Annotated in this window: 14 protein-coding genes and 1 pseudogene; 8 read left to right on the plus strand and 7 right to left on the minus strand. The window is 64.8% G+C overall.

What is annotated here, in order from left to right:
* Window positions 1-64: 64 nt before the first annotated feature.
* From BLT59_RS16025 to BLT59_RS16040, 4 genes are all read right to left on the minus strand, one after another.
* Window positions 65-916, minus strand: a complete 852-nt coding sequence (locus BLT59_RS16025; protein WP_091782100.1) for a fumarylacetoacetate hydrolase family protein — start codon at window positions 914-916, stop codon at window positions 65-67.
* A gap of 14 nt (window positions 917-930) precedes the next feature.
* Entirely contained in the window at window positions 931-1,587 is a 657-nt protein-coding gene (locus tag BLT59_RS16030) for an alpha/beta hydrolase (RefSeq protein WP_091782104.1), read from the minus strand.
* Complete coding sequence (locus tag BLT59_RS16035) at window positions 1,584-2,906, minus strand: MFS transporter (RefSeq protein WP_244514013.1); 1,323 nt, start codon at window positions 2,904-2,906, stop codon at window positions 1,584-1,586. Before BLT59_RS16035 ends, BLT59_RS16030 begins: the two co-directional genes overlap by 4 nt.
* Before the next feature lie 152 nt (window positions 2,907-3,058).
* Window positions 3,059-3,601, minus strand: coding sequence for a carboxymuconolactone decarboxylase family protein (locus BLT59_RS16040; RefSeq protein WP_139174054.1), 543 nt, complete (start codon window positions 3,599-3,601; stop codon window positions 3,059-3,061).
* Between the two features lie 122 nt (window positions 3,602-3,723).
* Between BLT59_RS16040 and BLT59_RS16045 the strand changes: the two genes are divergently transcribed.
* The 7 genes and pseudogenes from BLT59_RS16045 to BLT59_RS16075 all read left to right on the plus strand — a co-directional run.
* Window positions 3,724-4,659, plus strand: coding sequence for a LysR substrate-binding domain-containing protein (locus tag BLT59_RS16045; RefSeq protein WP_244514014.1), 936 nt, complete (start codon window positions 3,724-3,726; stop codon window positions 4,657-4,659).
* A gap of 74 nt (window positions 4,660-4,733) precedes the next feature.
* Window positions 4,734-5,384 (plus strand): polysaccharide deacetylase family protein, encoded by a 651-nt coding sequence (locus BLT59_RS16050; RefSeq protein WP_091782113.1) that lies wholly within the window; start codon window positions 4,734-4,736, stop codon window positions 5,382-5,384.
* Window positions 5,385-5,585: 201 nt separating this feature from the next.
* Complete coding sequence (locus BLT59_RS16055; protein WP_091782117.1) at window positions 5,586-6,962, plus strand: MFS transporter; 1,377 nt, start codon at window positions 5,586-5,588, stop codon at window positions 6,960-6,962.
* Between the two features lie 221 nt (window positions 6,963-7,183).
* Complete coding sequence (locus tag BLT59_RS16060) at window positions 7,184-7,417, plus strand: ferredoxin (protein ID WP_091782120.1); 234 nt, start codon at window positions 7,184-7,186, stop codon at window positions 7,415-7,417.
* Window positions 7,404-8,693, plus strand: coding sequence for an NAD(P)/FAD-dependent oxidoreductase (locus BLT59_RS16065; protein ID WP_244514015.1), 1,290 nt, complete (start codon window positions 7,404-7,406; stop codon window positions 8,691-8,693). Before BLT59_RS16060 ends, BLT59_RS16065 begins: the two co-directional genes overlap by 14 nt.
* A 21-nt stretch (window positions 8,694-8,714) precedes the next feature.
* Window positions 8,715-9,995, plus strand: coding sequence for a cytochrome P450 (locus BLT59_RS16070; protein ID WP_091782124.1), 1,281 nt, complete (start codon window positions 8,715-8,717; stop codon window positions 9,993-9,995).
* Between the two features lie 104 nt (window positions 9,996-10,099).
* Window positions 10,100-10,477, plus strand: a pseudogene (locus tag BLT59_RS16075) (LysR substrate-binding domain-containing protein); the annotation flags it as partial.
* Between the two features lie 153 nt (window positions 10,478-10,630).
* Here the strand turns inward: BLT59_RS16075 and BLT59_RS16080 are convergent.
* From BLT59_RS16080 to BLT59_RS16090, 3 genes are all read right to left on the minus strand, one after another.
* Window positions 10,631-13,363 carry a bifunctional diguanylate cyclase/phosphodiesterase gene (locus BLT59_RS16080; protein WP_091782126.1) on the minus strand — a complete coding sequence of 911 codons (2,733 nt, stop codon included), beginning with the start codon at window positions 13,361-13,363 and terminating at the stop codon, window positions 10,631-10,633.
* Between the two features lie 392 nt (window positions 13,364-13,755).
* Entirely contained in the window at window positions 13,756-14,148 is a 393-nt protein-coding gene (locus BLT59_RS16085) for a response regulator (RefSeq protein WP_091782129.1), read from the minus strand.
* A 61-nt stretch (window positions 14,149-14,209) separates the two neighbouring features.
* A complete protein-coding gene (locus tag BLT59_RS16090) occupies window positions 14,210-14,680 on the minus strand; it encodes a Ros/MucR family transcriptional regulator (RefSeq protein ID WP_244514017.1) in 471 nt (156 codons plus the stop codon).
* Window positions 14,681-14,996: 316 nt separating this feature from the next.
* Between BLT59_RS16090 and BLT59_RS16095 the strand changes: the two genes are divergently transcribed.
* Complete coding sequence (locus BLT59_RS16095; protein ID WP_139174055.1) at window positions 14,997-15,953, plus strand: AraC-like ligand-binding domain-containing protein; 957 nt, start codon at window positions 14,997-14,999, stop codon at window positions 15,951-15,953.
* Window positions 15,954-15,965 lie beyond the last annotated feature (12 nt).

Raw genomic sequence — 15,965 nt, forward strand, 5'->3', positions numbered from 1 at the left:
GGTCGAAGTGCAGCGAAGATGGAGGGCGGGTCGCCCTCCCGACCCCGGGCCGGCCGACAGCGCCCTAGCCGTGATCGGCCCGCCGGATGCGCTGGCTCTGCTGCCCGAGGCCCTCTATCCCTAGCGAGACCGTGTCGCCCGGCTGCAACCAGACGGGCTCGGGCTTGATCCCCATGCCGACGCCCGGCGGCGTGCCCGTCGCGATGATGTCGCCGGGTAGGAGCGTCATGTATCGGCTGCAATAGGCGATGATCTTGCGCACGCCGAAGATCATCGTGCGTGTATTGCCCGTCTGACGGCGGGTTCCGTTCACGTCGAGCCACATGTCGAGATGCTGCGGATCGGGGATCTCGTCCATCGTCACGAGCCAGGGTCCGATCGGGCCGAACGTATCGCATCCCTTGCCCTTGTCCCATTGGCTGGACTGAAGCTGGAAGGCCCGCTCGGAGACGTCGTTCACGACGCAGTACCCGGCGACATGATCGAGAGCCTGTTCCTCGGTGACGTACCGTGCCGTCGATCCGATCACGATACCGAGCTCCACTTCCCAGTCGAGCTTGGTGGAGCCGCGGGGCTGGATCGTGTCGTCGTTCGGCCCGCAGACGGCGCTCGGGGCCTTGAGGAAAATGATCGGCTCGCTCGGGATGGCCATGCCGGCCTCGGCTGCGTGGTCCGAGTAGTTGAGCCCGATGCAGATGAACTTCGAGAGGCCCGTGAACGGAACGCCGAGGCGGGGGCTTCCTTCTACCCGGGGCAGGCGTGTCGGATCCGTCTGTGCGATCCTGGCGAGACCGCCGGGGGTGAGTTCGGCCGGGCCAAGATCACGGCACACCGACGAGAGGTCGCGGAGGACGCCTGCAGCATCGACCAGAGCAGGCCGCTCGGACCCAACCTCACCGTAGCGACAGAGCTTCATCGATCATCTCCTGATTAGGGGCGATTCAAGTGGGTGGAAACCGGTCCAGCGGGTGCCCCTTCGGCGAAGGAGCCGAGCCAGTCGCGGGCGAGGGTCACGTCGGCCGCCGTCAGGTCGTGGCCGCAGGGTAGGACATGGTGGGCTGCTTCGGCGCCCTGCTTGGTCAGGCAAAGTGCCAAATCGGCCCCGAGTGCCGGCGGCGCGATCGAATCCGTCTCGCCCGAGACGACGACGGCGCGCCGCCCGTCGAGGGCAGCGGGCGCGGCACCAATCAGCGGTGGAACGGCGCGCAGCAGGATCGCGCCCGCCAGGAGAGCGGGATGCAGGAGCATGATGGCAGCCGCGATGTTGGCTCCGTTCGAGAAGCCGAGGGCGACAGGGGGCGCGAAGCCATAATGGCTGCGGGCGGCCGCGACGAAGGTGGCGAGTTCATCGGCCCGTCGGACGACCTCGGATCTCTCGAAACGTCCGTCCGGATGGCGGGCGAAGTGGCGCAGCTTGCCGCCTTCCGACACGGCCCCGCGGACGGCCAACATCGACGCGCCGGGGGCCGCCGCCCGGGCGAAGGGCACAAGCTCGTCTTCGTCACCCCCGGTGCCGTGCAGGAGGAGAAGCGACCACCGCCCTCCTTGCGACGGATGCCAGCTGTAGGCCAATCCGTCGAGGCTCACCGGCTGACCTCCGGCTCGAACGCGAGCCCGGGGGCGGCGGGGTGGAGTGTAGCCCGGGTGAACGGGCGGCGTGTAGCCAGGAGCAGCACTACGATGCCCGTCAGCATCAGGCCGGTCATGAACCAGAGGCCGGGCGTCAGGCTCCCGGTCGCGTTCCGGATCCAGCCGAGCAGGAAAGGGCTCACAAAGCCTCCCGTGAGGCCGAGGCAGTTGATCAGCGCCAACCCGCCCGCGGCCGAACGCTCAGGGAGATAGGCCATTGGGATGCCGTAGAAGATCGGCATCGCGCCGAAGAGCGTCGCGGTCGCCACCGAGAGGAGGGCCAGGACGACGGGGAGGTTGGCCCCGGCGAGGGACGCTCCGATCAACGCGCAGGCCCCCACACCGACGCAGACGGCGTAGTGCCATCGCCGCTCCTGCTGCCGGTCCGAGCGTCGGGACAGCCACACCATGCCGATGCCGCCGATTGCATAGGGTATCACGGACCATAGGCCGATCGCGGCGGCTCCCTGGACTCCGGCGGCCTGCATCATCACCGGCATCCAGAAGGTGATCGCGTAGAGTCCGCAGACGAGGGTGAAGTACGCCAGCGCGAGGACGTAGATCCGTGGATCGCGGAACGCAGACCCGAATGCGTGGCCGCCGGCAGCCAAGTTCGCGTCCCGGTCGATCTCCGCCAGGAGGAGCGTCTTCTCGGATGGTGTTAGCCAGGGAGCATCCTGAGGCTTGTCGACGAGGATCCGGAGCGCGACGAGCCCGAGAAGCACGGCCGGCATTCCCTCCAGGAGGAACATCCACTGCCAGCCCCTGAGTCCGAGGACGCCCTGCATGCCTTCGAGGATGAAGCCCGAGACGGGTGCGCCGATCACGCCCGCGAGCATGCTGCCGCTCAGGAAGATCGCAGTCATCTCTGCCCGGCGACGGTTCGGATACCAGAGCGTCAGGTAGTACATCACCCCGGGGGCGAGGCCCGCCTCGAACGCGCCCAGGATCAGCCTCAGCGCGTAGAACGAATGGGGCCCGGTGATGAACATCGTCGCCGAGGAGGCGAGCCCCCACAGGATCAGGATGCGCGCCAGCGTTCGCCGGGCGCCGACGCGCTGAAGGACGAAGTTGCTCGGGACTTCGCACAGAAAATAGCTGACAAAGAATAGTCCGGCGGCGAGGCCGTAAACCGCGTCGTTGAAGCCCAGCTCCGCGCGCATGTGCAACTGCGCGTAGCCGATGTTCACCCGGTCGAGATAGGCGGCCACGTAGCACGCGAAGAGGAACGGCAGCAGCCGCCACTGCAATTTTCGATAGAGCGCGGCGCTATCCACATCATCCGTCGCGAATGACTCGGCCGGCGGCCGGCCAAGCACGGGCGGTTCACCTACGGGCGTCACGTCCATTCCTATGTCCTCCCTATCTTGTTCCGGAACTTCCGTCCGGTTCGAGGGCGCGCCGGGCGCATGCTCTCTCGCGCTCGCCCTCAGAGGCGCGCAAACCAGTCCTCTAGTTCGATATTGAGGGGGAGGAGGATGCGGACGACGCAGTTGTACCAAGCGGTCGTCAGGACCAGTTCCAGTCGCTCCTGCTCGTCCAGGAAGCCGCACAGTTCGGCCCAGAGGCCGTCATCGACACGGCCGGTCCGCGTCACGTCGCGAGCGAAGCGCATGACGGCGCGTTCGGAAGCGGTGAACAGGTTGTCCGTCTCGAACTGCGCAAGCCGCTCCAGCTTGGCTTGGGGCAGCCCGGCCTTCACCGCCGAGTTCCAGTGATGCGCGACCTCGTAGTCCGCCCGCGTCTCGAGGCCGACGGTCAGGACGGCGAGTTCGCGAAGTTGCCGGTCGAGCAGAGTGCTCTGGCGCAGAGACATCGCCATGGCGAGGACCCCGTCACAAAGGGCAGGAGCATTCGCGACGGCGAGAAAGACGTTCTCGACCGGCTTTCCCCGCAGCGCTTCCAGGCGGTCGAACAATCCCTGGTGATTTGGTCCGACGCTGTCCCGGCTGGCGTTCCCAATCCTCGGCACTTCGAGCTCCCAATCAGGGCGTTTGCGCAGGGTGGCGGACCATGAGGGAGGGAGCCGTCAGCCCAGGTCACAACCGTATAGCGCGCCGGGTTGCATCGATATAATGATATCGATGCATTCAATTGATCGATGCTGTCGATGGAACGGGCAGACCGATGGAACTCCGTCACCTGCGTTACTTCGTGGCTCTGGCCGAGCACCTGAGCTTCACCCGGGCCGCGCGGCAGACGCACATCACCCAATCGACCCTGTCTCACCAGATCCGGCAGCTCGAGGACGAGGTCGGGCAACGCCTGTTCGACCGCGTCGGCAAGCGCGTGTTCCTCACGGAAGCCGGGCAGAACCTGCTGCCCCGTGTTCTGCGGGCCCTCGGCGAACTGGACGAGGGGCTTCGGGCGCTCTCCCCCCAGGATCAGGTCCTGACCGGCCGGCTTAGGATCGCCGCTACGCACACTTTCAACGTCAACCTCGTCCCCGCCTGCCTAACCGAGTTCCTCACCCGCAACCCCTCGATGCGTGTGGTCGTGGAGGAACTCGCCGCTAGCGTGATCGAGGAGCGGCTCCTTGCCGGCGCCTTCGATCTCGGAATCTCCTACAGGCCGGACCACCAGCAGGATCTCGCCTTCGAGCCCCTCTATGACGAGCCTCTGGATCTCGTGCTGTCGCTTGACCACCGGTGGGCAGCCCGGAAATGGGTCCGGATGGCGGAACTCCACCATCAGCCGGTCGTGTTGCTTTCACCGGAATTCACCACACGCAGGCTGCTTGATGAATGCTTCCGGCAATGTGGCGCCGTCCCGCACCTAGTCGCAGAGATGAACACGATCGGTCCCATCCTCGGCCTCGTTCGGCGTATGAACATCGTCGCGATCCTCTCGAGACAGGCCGTCCCGGAAGATGGGACGCTGTTGTCGGTCCCACTGGAGACTCCCACACCCATGCGGAGCCCTGGCGTGCTACTGCGCCGGAACGAGGCCCTGCCTCCGCACGTCGCATCCTTCCTGCTCACGCTCCGTCGAGCCTGCGATAAGACCTCTCGCCCGCCGCGGCGGCTGTAACGGGAATGTCGTCGCGGAAGCTCGCCAGCGTGTCCACGACCCCTACGGCGAACGAGCCCGAATTGGAGTGAGATATGGCAGCCAAGCAGGTCACCCTCACCTTCGACAACGGCCCCACACCACATGTGACGGATCGGGTCTTGGGAATCCTCGACCAGGCCGGGATCAAGACCACCTTCTTCGTGATCGGGCAGAGGCTCGACGACCCCGCTGCAGCCGATCTCATGCGGGCCGCCCATACAGCGGGGCATTGGATCGGGAATCACACCTTCACGCATTCGGTGGCGCTCGGGGACCGGACGGCCCGGGACTATGCGCTCCGAGAGATCGAGGAGACGCAGCACCGGATCGGATCGCTGACGCGACCGGAGAAGCTCTTCCGTCCCTACGGGAACGACGGGCTGATCGGCCGGCATCTGCTGAGTCGTGCGGCGCTCGATCACCTCCTCGCTGAACACTACACGACGATCACCTGGAACAGCGTTCCCGGTGACTGGAAGGACGCGGACGGCTGGGTTGAGACCGCGATGGCCCAGGTGCGGGAGCAGGACTGGAGTGTCATGGTCATCCACGACATCGAGGCCGGATGCCTCGCCCGGTTGCCTGAGCTGATTCAACGTCTGACGGATCTTGGGGCGACCTTTGAGCAGGCGATTCCGCGGTCGGTGATCCTGACCGAGGCCGGTCGGACCGTATCGATGTCTCCAGACTTCATGGCCGATTGATCGGCGCGCACCCGCAGGACGCGCGACAGATTTGCCGGCATCATCGATCGATGTCATCGATTGAAACGATGCAAATATATCATCGCAACACTGCAAAGTGACCTGCTATGCTTCATCGCGAGACTTGGCTCGGTCGGGACGGCGCGAACTCCTCGAACAGGGTCGCGCCGCGGAAGCCAAGCTCGCGATGGGGGATTCGGAATGGCCGATGCGTCCACGCCGCGCGTTGCGATCGAGCAGGCGTCTGAAAACGAGCGAGCCATGATCTATCGGAAGATCGGCCTTCGGCTGATCCCGATGATCTTCCTCTGCTATGTCCTGAACTACATCGATCGTGTAAACATCAGCTTCGCCAAGTTGACGTTCCAGAGTGACATCGGTCTTTCGGACGCGAGTTACGGCTTCGGCGTCGGCATCTTCTACGTCGGGTACATTCTCTTCGAGGTGCCGAGCAACCTTCTCCTCGGCCGCATTGGCGCGCGGAAGACGCTGACGCGCATCATGTGCCTGTGGGGCCTCGTGTCCTGCTCGATGGCGTTCGTGACGAGCCCGGCGACCTTCTACCTGGCCAGGATCCTCCTCGGTGCGGCCGAAGCTGGCTTCTTCCCGGGTATAGTCCTCTACCTCACATTCTGGTTCCCCCATCGCCTGCGCGGGCGGGTGATGTCGCTGTTCGTCCTCGCCATCGCGGTGTCGGGCATCGTAGGCGGGCCAGCCTCCGGTTGGATCATCCAGAACCTCGCCGGGGCGGCCGGCTTCAAGGGTTGGCAATGGCTGTTCCTCGTAGAGGGGGCGCTGCCGGTACTCGTCGGAGTCGGCGCGTTCTTCGTGCTGAGCGACCGACCCGCGGATGCCGCCTGGCTGACGCTACGGGAGAAAGCGATCGTGGCGGCCGATCTCTCGTCCGGGACCGTCGAACAGGGACACGCGCCCGCGAGGGCCTTCCTGTCGGCCCTGCGGAATCCAAAGCTGTGGATCGCGACCTTCGGATACTTCTCCATCACCTGGGCGGGGACCGTTCTGAACTTCTGGGCGCCGACGATTATCCAGCGATCGGGCGTGGCCGACGTGTTCAGCGTCGGGCTCCTGTCGGCGATCCCCTATTGTGTGGGCGGTGCCGGCATGCTCCTGCTGTGCCGCAGTTCGGACCGGCGGCTCGAGCGGCGGTGGCATTTCGCCCTGGCCACCTTCCTGGCCGCGACGGCCGCCCTCGCCATCTCGATCGTCGCGCAGAACGTTGCGGCGGCCATCGCCTGCCTTGCCCTGCTCGCCATCGGCTATCTGTCGGCGACCGCCCTCTTCTGGACCATACCGGTGCGCTTCCTGACCGAAGCCGAAGCCGTGGGAAGTCTCGCCTTCATCAGCAGCATGGGGCAGGTCGGAAGCCTGACAGCACCAATCGCGTTCGGTTCTTTCGCGAGCTGGACCGGCAGTCTGGCCGTCTCGACGGGCCTCGTCGCCTTTGTCCTTGCCGCCGGCGGAATGGCCATTCTCTCGCTCCGCGGCTTGCGTTCGGGAGAAGGCTCTTTGTCATCGATGCCAATAGACACGAGCAGCGAGTTCGGCACGCGGCCGTGACATCGGTCTCTCATCGCGAGTGCCCGAATCTACGGCGGGCACCCTCTGAAGCGGACGCGCTGCTTTCGGCCAAGTGCTGTCATCCAGGCCGCCGCGGCTGCCGGCACGCGGTCGTTCCGAAAGCCCACGCTAGGCCGAGCTTCGGCCTTCAGGCTACGAGGACTGGACGGCGGCCTCCGCCGCCAAGCGGAACTGGTGCACTTGGGCTTGGTTGCTAAGCTATGTCCTCTCCGGCCCCGCAGCCCAGTCTTCGCGTGAGCGTCGATCTCAACCTCTGCCAAGCCTACGCTCAGTGCTGCTACGCAGCGCCACAGCACTTCCGTATCGAGGGGCACGAGGCACTGTTCTACGACCCCGCGCCCGCCGCGCGGGATCGCGCCGACATCGAACGGGCGCAGATCGCCTGTCCCGTTCAGGCGATCCGGGTCGAAGACAAAAGCCATGAAGGCGCATGACATGGGACATGGCCAGCCCAGCCGTGCGTTGGTGATCGGTGCCGGCCTTGCAGCCCTGCGCGGGGCCGAGGCGATGCGCGATGCAGGCTTCTCTGGCGCCCTCACGATCGTCGGGGCCGAGCCCTACCGTCCCTACGACCGGCCGCCGCTCTCGAAGCACGTCCTGACCGGCGAGATCGCCCCTGACGCCACCACCGTGCCGAGCAGCCTCGGGGAGGACGTTGACTGGCACCTCGGCAGCCCAGCTGTAAGCCTCGACCGCGCAGACCGCCTGGTTCACCTCGCGGACGGCACAGCGCTGACCTATGACCGCCTGCTGATCGCCACCGGCACCCGCGCCCGGCCCTGGCCGAACCCACACGAGGGCAGGCTCGCGGGGGTCTACACCCTGCGCGGCCGCGACGACGCAATTGCTTTGCGCAAGGCACTCACTTCCAGCCCGCAACGCGTGCTGGTGATCGGCGGTGGCCTGATCGGCTGCGAAGTAGCCAGCGCATGCCGGCAGCTCAGCCTACCCGTGACCCTGGTCCAGCCTGGCCCGGCGCCGCTCGCGCGTGTACTCGGCCGGTATATCGGAGCGATCGTCGGCGCAATGCACGAGGCTCGCGGCGTCGACCTGCGCCTCGGTGCGGAGGTCGAGTGGCTGGAGCAGGCCAACGGCCGGCTCGTGCGCGCGCACCTCGTCGATGGCACGGCAATCGAGGCGGACATCGCGTTGTTGGCGCTCGGCGCAATGCGCAACACCGAGTGGCTCGACGGATCCGGTCTGTCGTTCGACGCAGGGGGCGTCGACTGTGACGCAGACGGTTACGTGCTCGACGTGGATGGCCGCCCCGACACCGCGATCGCGGCGGCGGGCGACGTGGCGCGTTTCCCCCACCCGCTCTACGGCGGGCGCCGCATCGCGGTAGAGCACTGGGGCCATGCGGTCGCGCAAGGCGTGCATGCCGGGCGCCTGCTCGCAGGGGATAAGCCCGAGCGGTGCTACGCCGCGCTGCCGGCTTTCTGGTCAGGGCAGGCGGGCGTCACGCTCAAGTCAGTCGGCCTGACTGCCGGGGCGGACGCGATGACGATTGCCCAGGGCGATCCGGCCACAGGCCGCTTCCTCGCCGTCTACGGCCGAGAGGGACGGTGTATCGCGGCCGTGTCGGTCGATTGCGGGCGCTGGCTGCCAGCCTACGCCGAGCGGATCGCAGCAGCGGAACCCTTCCCGCCCGAAGAGACAGTCATCGATCGGGCCGGTTCGCCCGCCATCCTGGCTCCTGGCTTTTCCTGACGCGTAGGCACCGGATCCGACATGGCCGACGCAACCCTCCTCAGCCAAATCAAGGACTTCTCCAACCGCGCCGACCCGTACCCGCTGTACGCCCGCCTGCGGCAGACCCCAGTCTCGCGCCAGCTCGACGTGGGTCAGGGGGACGAGTCTTCGGGCGACGAAGCACGGGGCGTGTGGGTGGCAGCGAGTCACGACGCCGTCATGCGCTTGCAGAACGACCCGCGTCTCAGCGTCGAGACCCAGCCGCCGACGAAGCGCCCGCCCACCGGCAACCCGGTCACTGACTACCTCGTCAACCCGGTCAAGAACCGGATCACCGACAGTCACCAGCCGTTCCTGTTCCGCGACCCGCCCGCGCACGATCTCCTGCGCGTGGCCACCGTTCATCAGTTCACCCCTGCTCGCGTCCAGGCGATGCGCGCCCGCTCGGAGCGGCTGGTCGACGAGCTGCTCGACCGCAAGATGGGCTCGCACGAGATCGATGTCGTCGCCGACCTCGCCTACCCCCTGCCTGTCGCGGTGATCTGCGAGCTGTTCGGCGTACCGGAGGGGGACGAGGCGAGCTTCCACGATTGGTCGAGCCAGCTCGCCACGGCGGTGGAGCCTGGTGTTGTCGTCAGCGAAGAGACCCGCATCGAGAACGCTCGGACCTTCGACGCCATCTCGGATTACCTCGCCGACCTCGTAGCTGAGAAGCGTCGCCAGCCGCGCGACGACCTACTCTCAGGGTTGGCCAATCACGCCACGCCTGACGGCTACCGGATGGGCGACCTCGACTTGATCTCGACCGCGATCCTGATCCTCGTGGCCGGCCACGAGACCGCGGTAAACCTGATCGGCAACGCTTGGCTGACGCTGATGCGCCACCCGGACGAGTTGGAGCGCCTGCGCGCCGAACCCGGCCGTGCCCCGCGGGTGGTCGAGGAGGTGATGCGCTACGATCCCCCGGTGCAACTCGTCAGCCGCAAGACCCTGAGCGCCATCGATATCGCCGGCACTACGATCCCCGAAGGCGAGGCCGTCGTCCTGATGCTCGCCGCTGGCAATCGCGACCCGGCCGCGTTCCCCGACCCGGATAGGTTTGACCCGGATCGCGTCGGCACGCGCCACCTCGGCTTCGGCGGGGGGCTGCACTACTGCGTCGGCGCCCCCTTAGGCCGGTTCGAGGCTGAGGCCGCGCTCACTGCGCTGGCACGCCGCCTGAAGGCTCCGCGCCTGATCGAGGACCCGCCGCCCTACAGACGCCCAGCGACCCTGCGCGGACCGGAGCGTCTCCGGGTAGCGGTCGAGAGGATCCTTTAGCACGCGTCACCGTCTGAGCCGCCACTTTCAGCCGGCTGCTTCGCGCCCATCGCGGTCATTCAAAGCCGGAGGACAACTTCTCCGAAGCGGACACCACTGTGCCTCCTGGCCGACCGAACGTGCTTCGGGTCGTGATCGAGCAACTTGCGGCCCGCCACGACGTCACCCCGGTCGCTACGGATTGCGAGACCCTGCCAGCAATCGCGGAGCTCGTGCGCGCCCAGGCGTTCGCGACCGTCATGCCGCACTTCGCATTGGCCCCGGAGATCGAGCGCGGAGAGATGGTCGCCATCCCAATCGTCGATCCGATCCCGTCCTGGCGGCTCTCCGTCGTCGTCTCCCAGCGGACCCTCAACGCCCGCGGCAGCGAGGCTGTTGCCGAGGTTCTGGCGAGCGTAATTGGAGATCTAGTTGAGCGCTCCATCTGGCGAGCCCAGCTCAACCCAACGGAGCGTACCGCGTCTGCGCGCGCCCGCGCCTGAAAAACAGCCGTAACATCTTCAATGCGAGATTTGGTTGGGCGTCTGAGTGTGGAGAGCGGTGACAGCCGGACGATAGACTATAATTCATAAACGACCGCGCCTCCGACGGAAGATGCTCAAGCTGTTTCATCCGGAATTTTTCTGATAACAGCCTCATCTTCCGCCTGTGATGCTGGAAGATTGCACGACCCTCAGGTGCGATTGAGTTTGCGGCACCATAACCTGTCGCGAGGCTATTGCCGCTGTGAGGAAGGTTTCAGCGTTCGTCGGCTTCCCATAACGATAGCCCTGACCCTCATGACAGCCGTGAGAGGCAAGGAAGGCCTCCTGCGCCCCCGTCTCGATGCCCTCGGCGATGACTTCGAGCCCCAGGCTGCTGGCGAGCGTCAGGACGGACTCCACAATGGCTGCATCGTGGTTGCCGGGCGCCAGCTTCGTGACGAAGCTGCGGTCGATCTTCAGCCGCGTCACCGGGAAATCTTTCAGCGCCGTCAACGACGCGAAACCTGTTCCAAAATCGTCGAAGGCGATCCCGACGCCGCGGTCCAAGAGCACTCTCAGGGGCATGAGCATGTCTGGCTGTTGCTGCAGAGCGATGTTCTCCGTGAGTTCGATCTCCAGCGTCTCGTGCGGCAGTCCGGCGGAGCGGAGCGCCGCTTCGACGACTTCGACCAGGTCGCCCGCGACCAGCTGTTCGCCGAAGAGGTTTACCCCCACGCGCAGGTTGAAACCGGCTTGGCGCCATGCAGCGGCCTGATGACAGGCCTCATGGATGATCCATGAGCCGACCGTTCGAGCGTGCCGGCTGCCTTCGAGCGTCTCCAGGAAAACTGCCGGCGTGAGCAGGCCACGTTCCGGATGCCGCCAGCGAAGAAGGGCTTCCGCGCCTGTGAGTGCGCCATCTCTCAGGCAGACCTGCGGTTGGTAATGGAGCTCGAACTCACCACGCAGGGCGGCTTGCTCAACCTCCTCCTCAAGGCGACGCCGGACCTCGTACTCTTTCCGATCAAGCTCCGTGTAGGTCCGCACCGATCCGCCACCTGCGGCCTTCGCGCCGTAAAGCGCTAGATCGGCGTTGGCGAGGAGCTTCTCGGGGCCATTTCGATCCCCAGTTGAAGTGATGACGATCCCCGCGCTTGCGGCGATGCGCAGGATATGTCCCTGAACGACGAAATGCTCATCAGCTAGGCTTCCGAGCATCCGCTCGGCGGTGGCTTCGGCGCTTGAGGCCGCGGCCAGACCAGCGAGCAAGGCCACGAACTCATCCCCGCCGAGCCGTGCAAGCGTTCCCTGGCTACCCAACGCCTGTGTCAGGCGCGCAGCCGCCGCGCGCAACAACTCGTCGCCCGCGGCATGGCCCAACGTGTCGTTGACGTGCTTGAAGCCGTCGAGATCCAGCAGGACTACGGCGATCGGCTCACCGGTCTCCAGGGCACGTGCAGTCAGCTCCCAGAAGCTCCTCCGGTTCGGCAGGCCTGTCAGTCCATCCTGGTAGGCAAGCCGGCGAAGCTCCTCCTGCGCCCGTACCTGTTCGGTCACGTTCCTGATGAACGTGACGATCCCGCCGTTCGACGAAGGAAAGACGTTGGCTTCGAGATGCCCACCGACGGACTCGTTGAAGAAGGTAACCTGTGTGGGAGCCCGCTCGTCCATGGCTGTCTGGAAGGCGACCGAGACCGGGCTGCCGACCAGGTCCGGAAACGCCACCCAGAAATGCTCTCCGACCAGCTCTCGACCATCGAGCTGTGCGCGGCCACGGCCGTTGATGAAGGTGATGAGCCAGGCCTTGTCGATGGCCCAGACGCTGTCGGTCGTGCTCTCAAGCGCATCGCGAAGCCGCTTTTTTCGCTTCGCGACAGCCTCGGCCATATCGTCGAAGGCGCGTCCGAGTTGCGCGATCTCGGTCCCGGCCTCGATTACCCCTGCGCGTGCCTGGGTATTACCTCTCCGCCAGCTCTCCACCACGGTGGTCAGGCGGGCGATCGGTTGCCGGATGAACCTCACGGCGAACCACCAAGCCCCGAGCAGGGCCGCTGCCAGCGTAGCTGCAGAGACCGCCAGCACCCACAATCCGCGCCGGTATGCGCCTGCGAGAGCCTGCTCGTGATCGATGCCGACAGCCACGACGAACGGGGCTCCAGGCTGTGCAGCTATCGGAACGACCCCAACGATCTGGCGCCGACCGCTCGTCCATTCCAAGTCCAGGAGTGCCGGCTCCGCCACATCGACGACCTTCCGAAGCGGGGGCGGAAGGAGCTCCCCGACCCGTCGTCCGGACGGAAGATCGACGAGCACATGGCCGTAGGGACCCACCAAGGTCAGTGTCGATCCTGGCGCCAGAGGGCTGCCGCCAAGATCTGCGGCGAGCCGTTCGAGATCCAGACCAGCCGTCACGATACCGAGAAGGCGACCGTCTCCATCATGCATCGGCAAGGTGAAATGAAGCGTCCGGCGACCTGTGACGCGACCCACGACATAACCGCCGATGGCGAAGGCTCGCGTTTCGACGGCTTGGCGGTAACCGGGGCGCATCGAGATATCGGTTCCCGGCTGTGCACTGCTGCACCAGATCCTGCCTTCCGGCCCAGCCACCCCAAGAACGGTATAGACTTGGAACTCGTCGGCGAGACGGCGCAGCATCGGACCGCACTGCGTCTCGTCATGGTCTCGAATGGCCGGCACCGTAGATAGCGCAAGCAGCAGTTGCCGGGCGCCGTCCACAATCCGCTTCTGCCCGGCGGCAGCGAGTTGGGCTTCGCGCTGGGCCTTCGCCGAGACCTCCGACAGTTCGTCCTGTTGCTCCCCCGCAGCGTGCCACAGCGCCAGGAATGACGATGGAAGCACGCCGAGCATCGCCAGCAGAAGGAGGCGCGTAAGAAGACTCACTGCTCACTACCTCGCTTACTGGCACCGCAGCCGTGGCTCGTTCCGCCACTCAACCTAAAAGAAAATAGATGCGTAGCGGTCCGGGGCATTCGCGTTCTAGTTGAGGAAACTTAAACGCCGAGCGCAGTTTTGCCGTGACCTTAGGTAACAAAGCCCACACGAGGCACCCGTCTCGCGCGGGCTTAGCGGCATAGACCCGACATTTGGTATGCATTCCAAAGGAATGCGTTGTGTGGATCTCTGTTCATGCGACTTCGGATAAACCATGCTTTTCGGCAGATGTAATCATCTGCACAGTAAAGATTTATCAAACTCAATCATCTTTGTACCCCAACTCGTCCCGAATATGCCAGCTAACATCTCGTTCGAGGCCTACGGTAGTTCACGTTGTGTCAAGCGCAGCCAAATGCCCTGAGCAGTTGACTGGATCGGTAGGGTTTACGCACGAATGTCCCTTGATCCGGGACTGCTTGGTTGGACAGCCGGACACGTCCGGAGGTGATCACCAAGCGGATCTTTGGCCAATGCGCGGCGACGCGGCTGGCAAGGTCCAATCCGTTCATCGAGCCTGGCATTTCGATATCAGTGAACAGGATCGCGATGTCGTCGCGCGCTTTCAGGATTGCCCAGGCCGCATCGGCCGTAGCAGCCTCGACCACCGTAAATCCCTCATCCTCCAGCAAGTCGGTAGCCATCAGCCGCACGAGATCGTCGTCCTCGACAACCAGAACCACAACAGTTCGAGCAGAGGGTGGAAAGCCACGGAGCAGAACGTCTTGACGCATGTTGAGGTCCGCTGGACAGCATCAAGATCCACGATGCGGGCTTTGAAGACGTGCTCGACGTTCAACGTGCTTTGCGGCGGGCGCCAACGCTTGCCTGCTCAAGATCCCCAGTTCTGGGAGATTGTCCCAGACCGATAGCCTTGGCGAGAGCTGAACGCTGCGCCGCGTAGTTCGACGCGACCATGGGGTAATCTTTGGGCAGACCGTAGCGCTGGCGGTAACTGTCGGGGTGGAGCCCTTGCGATGTGAGATGCCGCTTAAGTGTCTTGTACGGCTTGCCGTCGACGAAGCTTATCAGAGCATCTGGCGTAATCGACTGGCGTATTTGAGAAGGTGTCGCCTTCCGGACCTCGGGTTCCTCTGGACTGGCCTGCGGTGCACCAGTGGCAAGGCCCTGCAGAGCCGAATGCACGGTGGCGATCAGAGCCGGCAGCCCACTGGCTGGCACCGGGTTGTTAGCCACGTAGGCCGACACGATCTCGCCCGCGAGGTCAAGGAATGCCGAAGCTCGCTCTTGATTGTAGTTTAGCAACTGAGGTCTCCAAATGTTTCTCGCAATGCGCGCGGCGGAACGACGTATTGCAGCAGGATGAGCGGCAAAGCGGCGCATAAGACTAGAGCACCGTCACTGCAGCTGGGGATGAGTAGTCGCCCTGAGACGCTTCAGAAAGTCGCAATCACTGATCCAAGTCAGCATGTCGGCCGTGTCGAAATAGGCATGGCGCACGCCCTTCCATTCCGGCAGAAGGCAGGACTGTGTTGCCTCTGCAGATGGCATATAGCTGGGGGACGAAGCGCTGGATCGGCTCAGCCGGATCAGATCGTCGGCCGTGCAAGCTGAGGGAGTCGTGCGGAAAATATTCTCGACTGACGACGTTCATCCCCGTGATCGGTTTGATTACTGGATGGGGATCGTTCGCAAAGCCATCATTCACAATGATGCGGCGCCGGCGCGCAGGACAGCCTTCAGGGCGGAGCTCTGCGCAGGATCAATTGGTTCGGTCAATCTTGCGCTCGCTCGAAGCTCTGCTGTGAAGATCTCGCATACGAAGCATCACGCTGGGCAAGCGAGCGATCGTCAGCTCTTCATCTTCATGCCTATGGCTGGATCGAAAGTCCTTCGGCAGTTTGGCCGCCAAGTCATACTGCAGCCAGGTCAGCTGGCGCTGATCGACCCACGGCTGCCGCACGAAGGACGCTTCTCTGATGCCTCAGAAGTCCTCACGTTAATCTTGGACCGCCACCTACTGGAGAGCCGTCTCGGCTCGATCCAGGATCTGACGGCGCGTCTGATCTCGCCGGATACGGCAGAAGGTCGTCTCGCATCGGGCTATCTCACGATGCTGCTGTCCCAGGCAGCTCGCCTGAGCTCCGCGGCCGAGGACATGGTGGAGACTCACCTGCTCGACCTGATCGCGCTCGCCCTCGGCAAAGCGGCAGAAGGGAAGGTGTCGCTTGGCTCCTCCACCCGTTCGCTCGTTCGCACGAAATTGTACGCGGCAATCGAGGCACAGCTATCCAGCCCGGCGCTCGACGCCGAAGCCGTCGCGAGCGCGGCTGGAGTGAGTGTCCGTTATGCCAATACCGTGCTCGCTGAGGAAAACACATCGTTGGGGCGGCTTATCCAGGCCCGGCGTCTCGCCCGGTGCCGGGAGGCGCTTGCGGATCCAGGCCAAATGCACCGAACGGTGAGCGAGATCGCGTACGGTTGGGGGTTCTCGGACATGACCCACTTTGGCCGCCGGTATAAGGCTGCCTACGGGCTTCTGCCCAGCGAGTTCCGCCGCCACTCGCGGAAGGCATAGCCTCACGGCCAT

The organism is Methylobacterium sp. UNC378MF (assembly GCF_900103195.1).
Lineage (GTDB): Bacteria > Pseudomonadota > Alphaproteobacteria > Rhizobiales > Beijerinckiaceae > Methylobacterium.

Coding starts and splice junctions, on each gene's coding strand:
- BLT59_RS16065 (WP_244514015.1), top strand. CDS start 7,404: ATGAAGGCGCATGACATGGGACATGGCCAGCCCAGCCGTGCGTTGGTG.
- BLT59_RS16025 (WP_091782100.1), bottom strand. CDS start 916: ATGAAGCTCTGTCGCTACGGTGAGGTTGGGTCCGAGCGGCCTGCTCTG.
- BLT59_RS16085 (WP_091782129.1), bottom strand. CDS start 14,148: ATGCGTCAAGACGTTCTGCTCCGTGGCTTTCCACCCTCTGCTCGAACT.
- BLT59_RS16060 (WP_091782120.1), top strand. CDS start 7,184: ATGTCCTCTCCGGCCCCGCAGCCCAGTCTTCGCGTGAGCGTCGATCTC.
- BLT59_RS16050 (WP_091782113.1), top strand. CDS start 4,734: ATGGCAGCCAAGCAGGTCACCCTCACCTTCGACAACGGCCCCACACCA.
- BLT59_RS16070 (WP_091782124.1), top strand. CDS start 8,715: ATGGCCGACGCAACCCTCCTCAGCCAAATCAAGGACTTCTCCAACCGC.
- BLT59_RS16055 (WP_091782117.1), top strand. CDS start 5,586: ATGGCCGATGCGTCCACGCCGCGCGTTGCGATCGAGCAGGCGTCTGAA.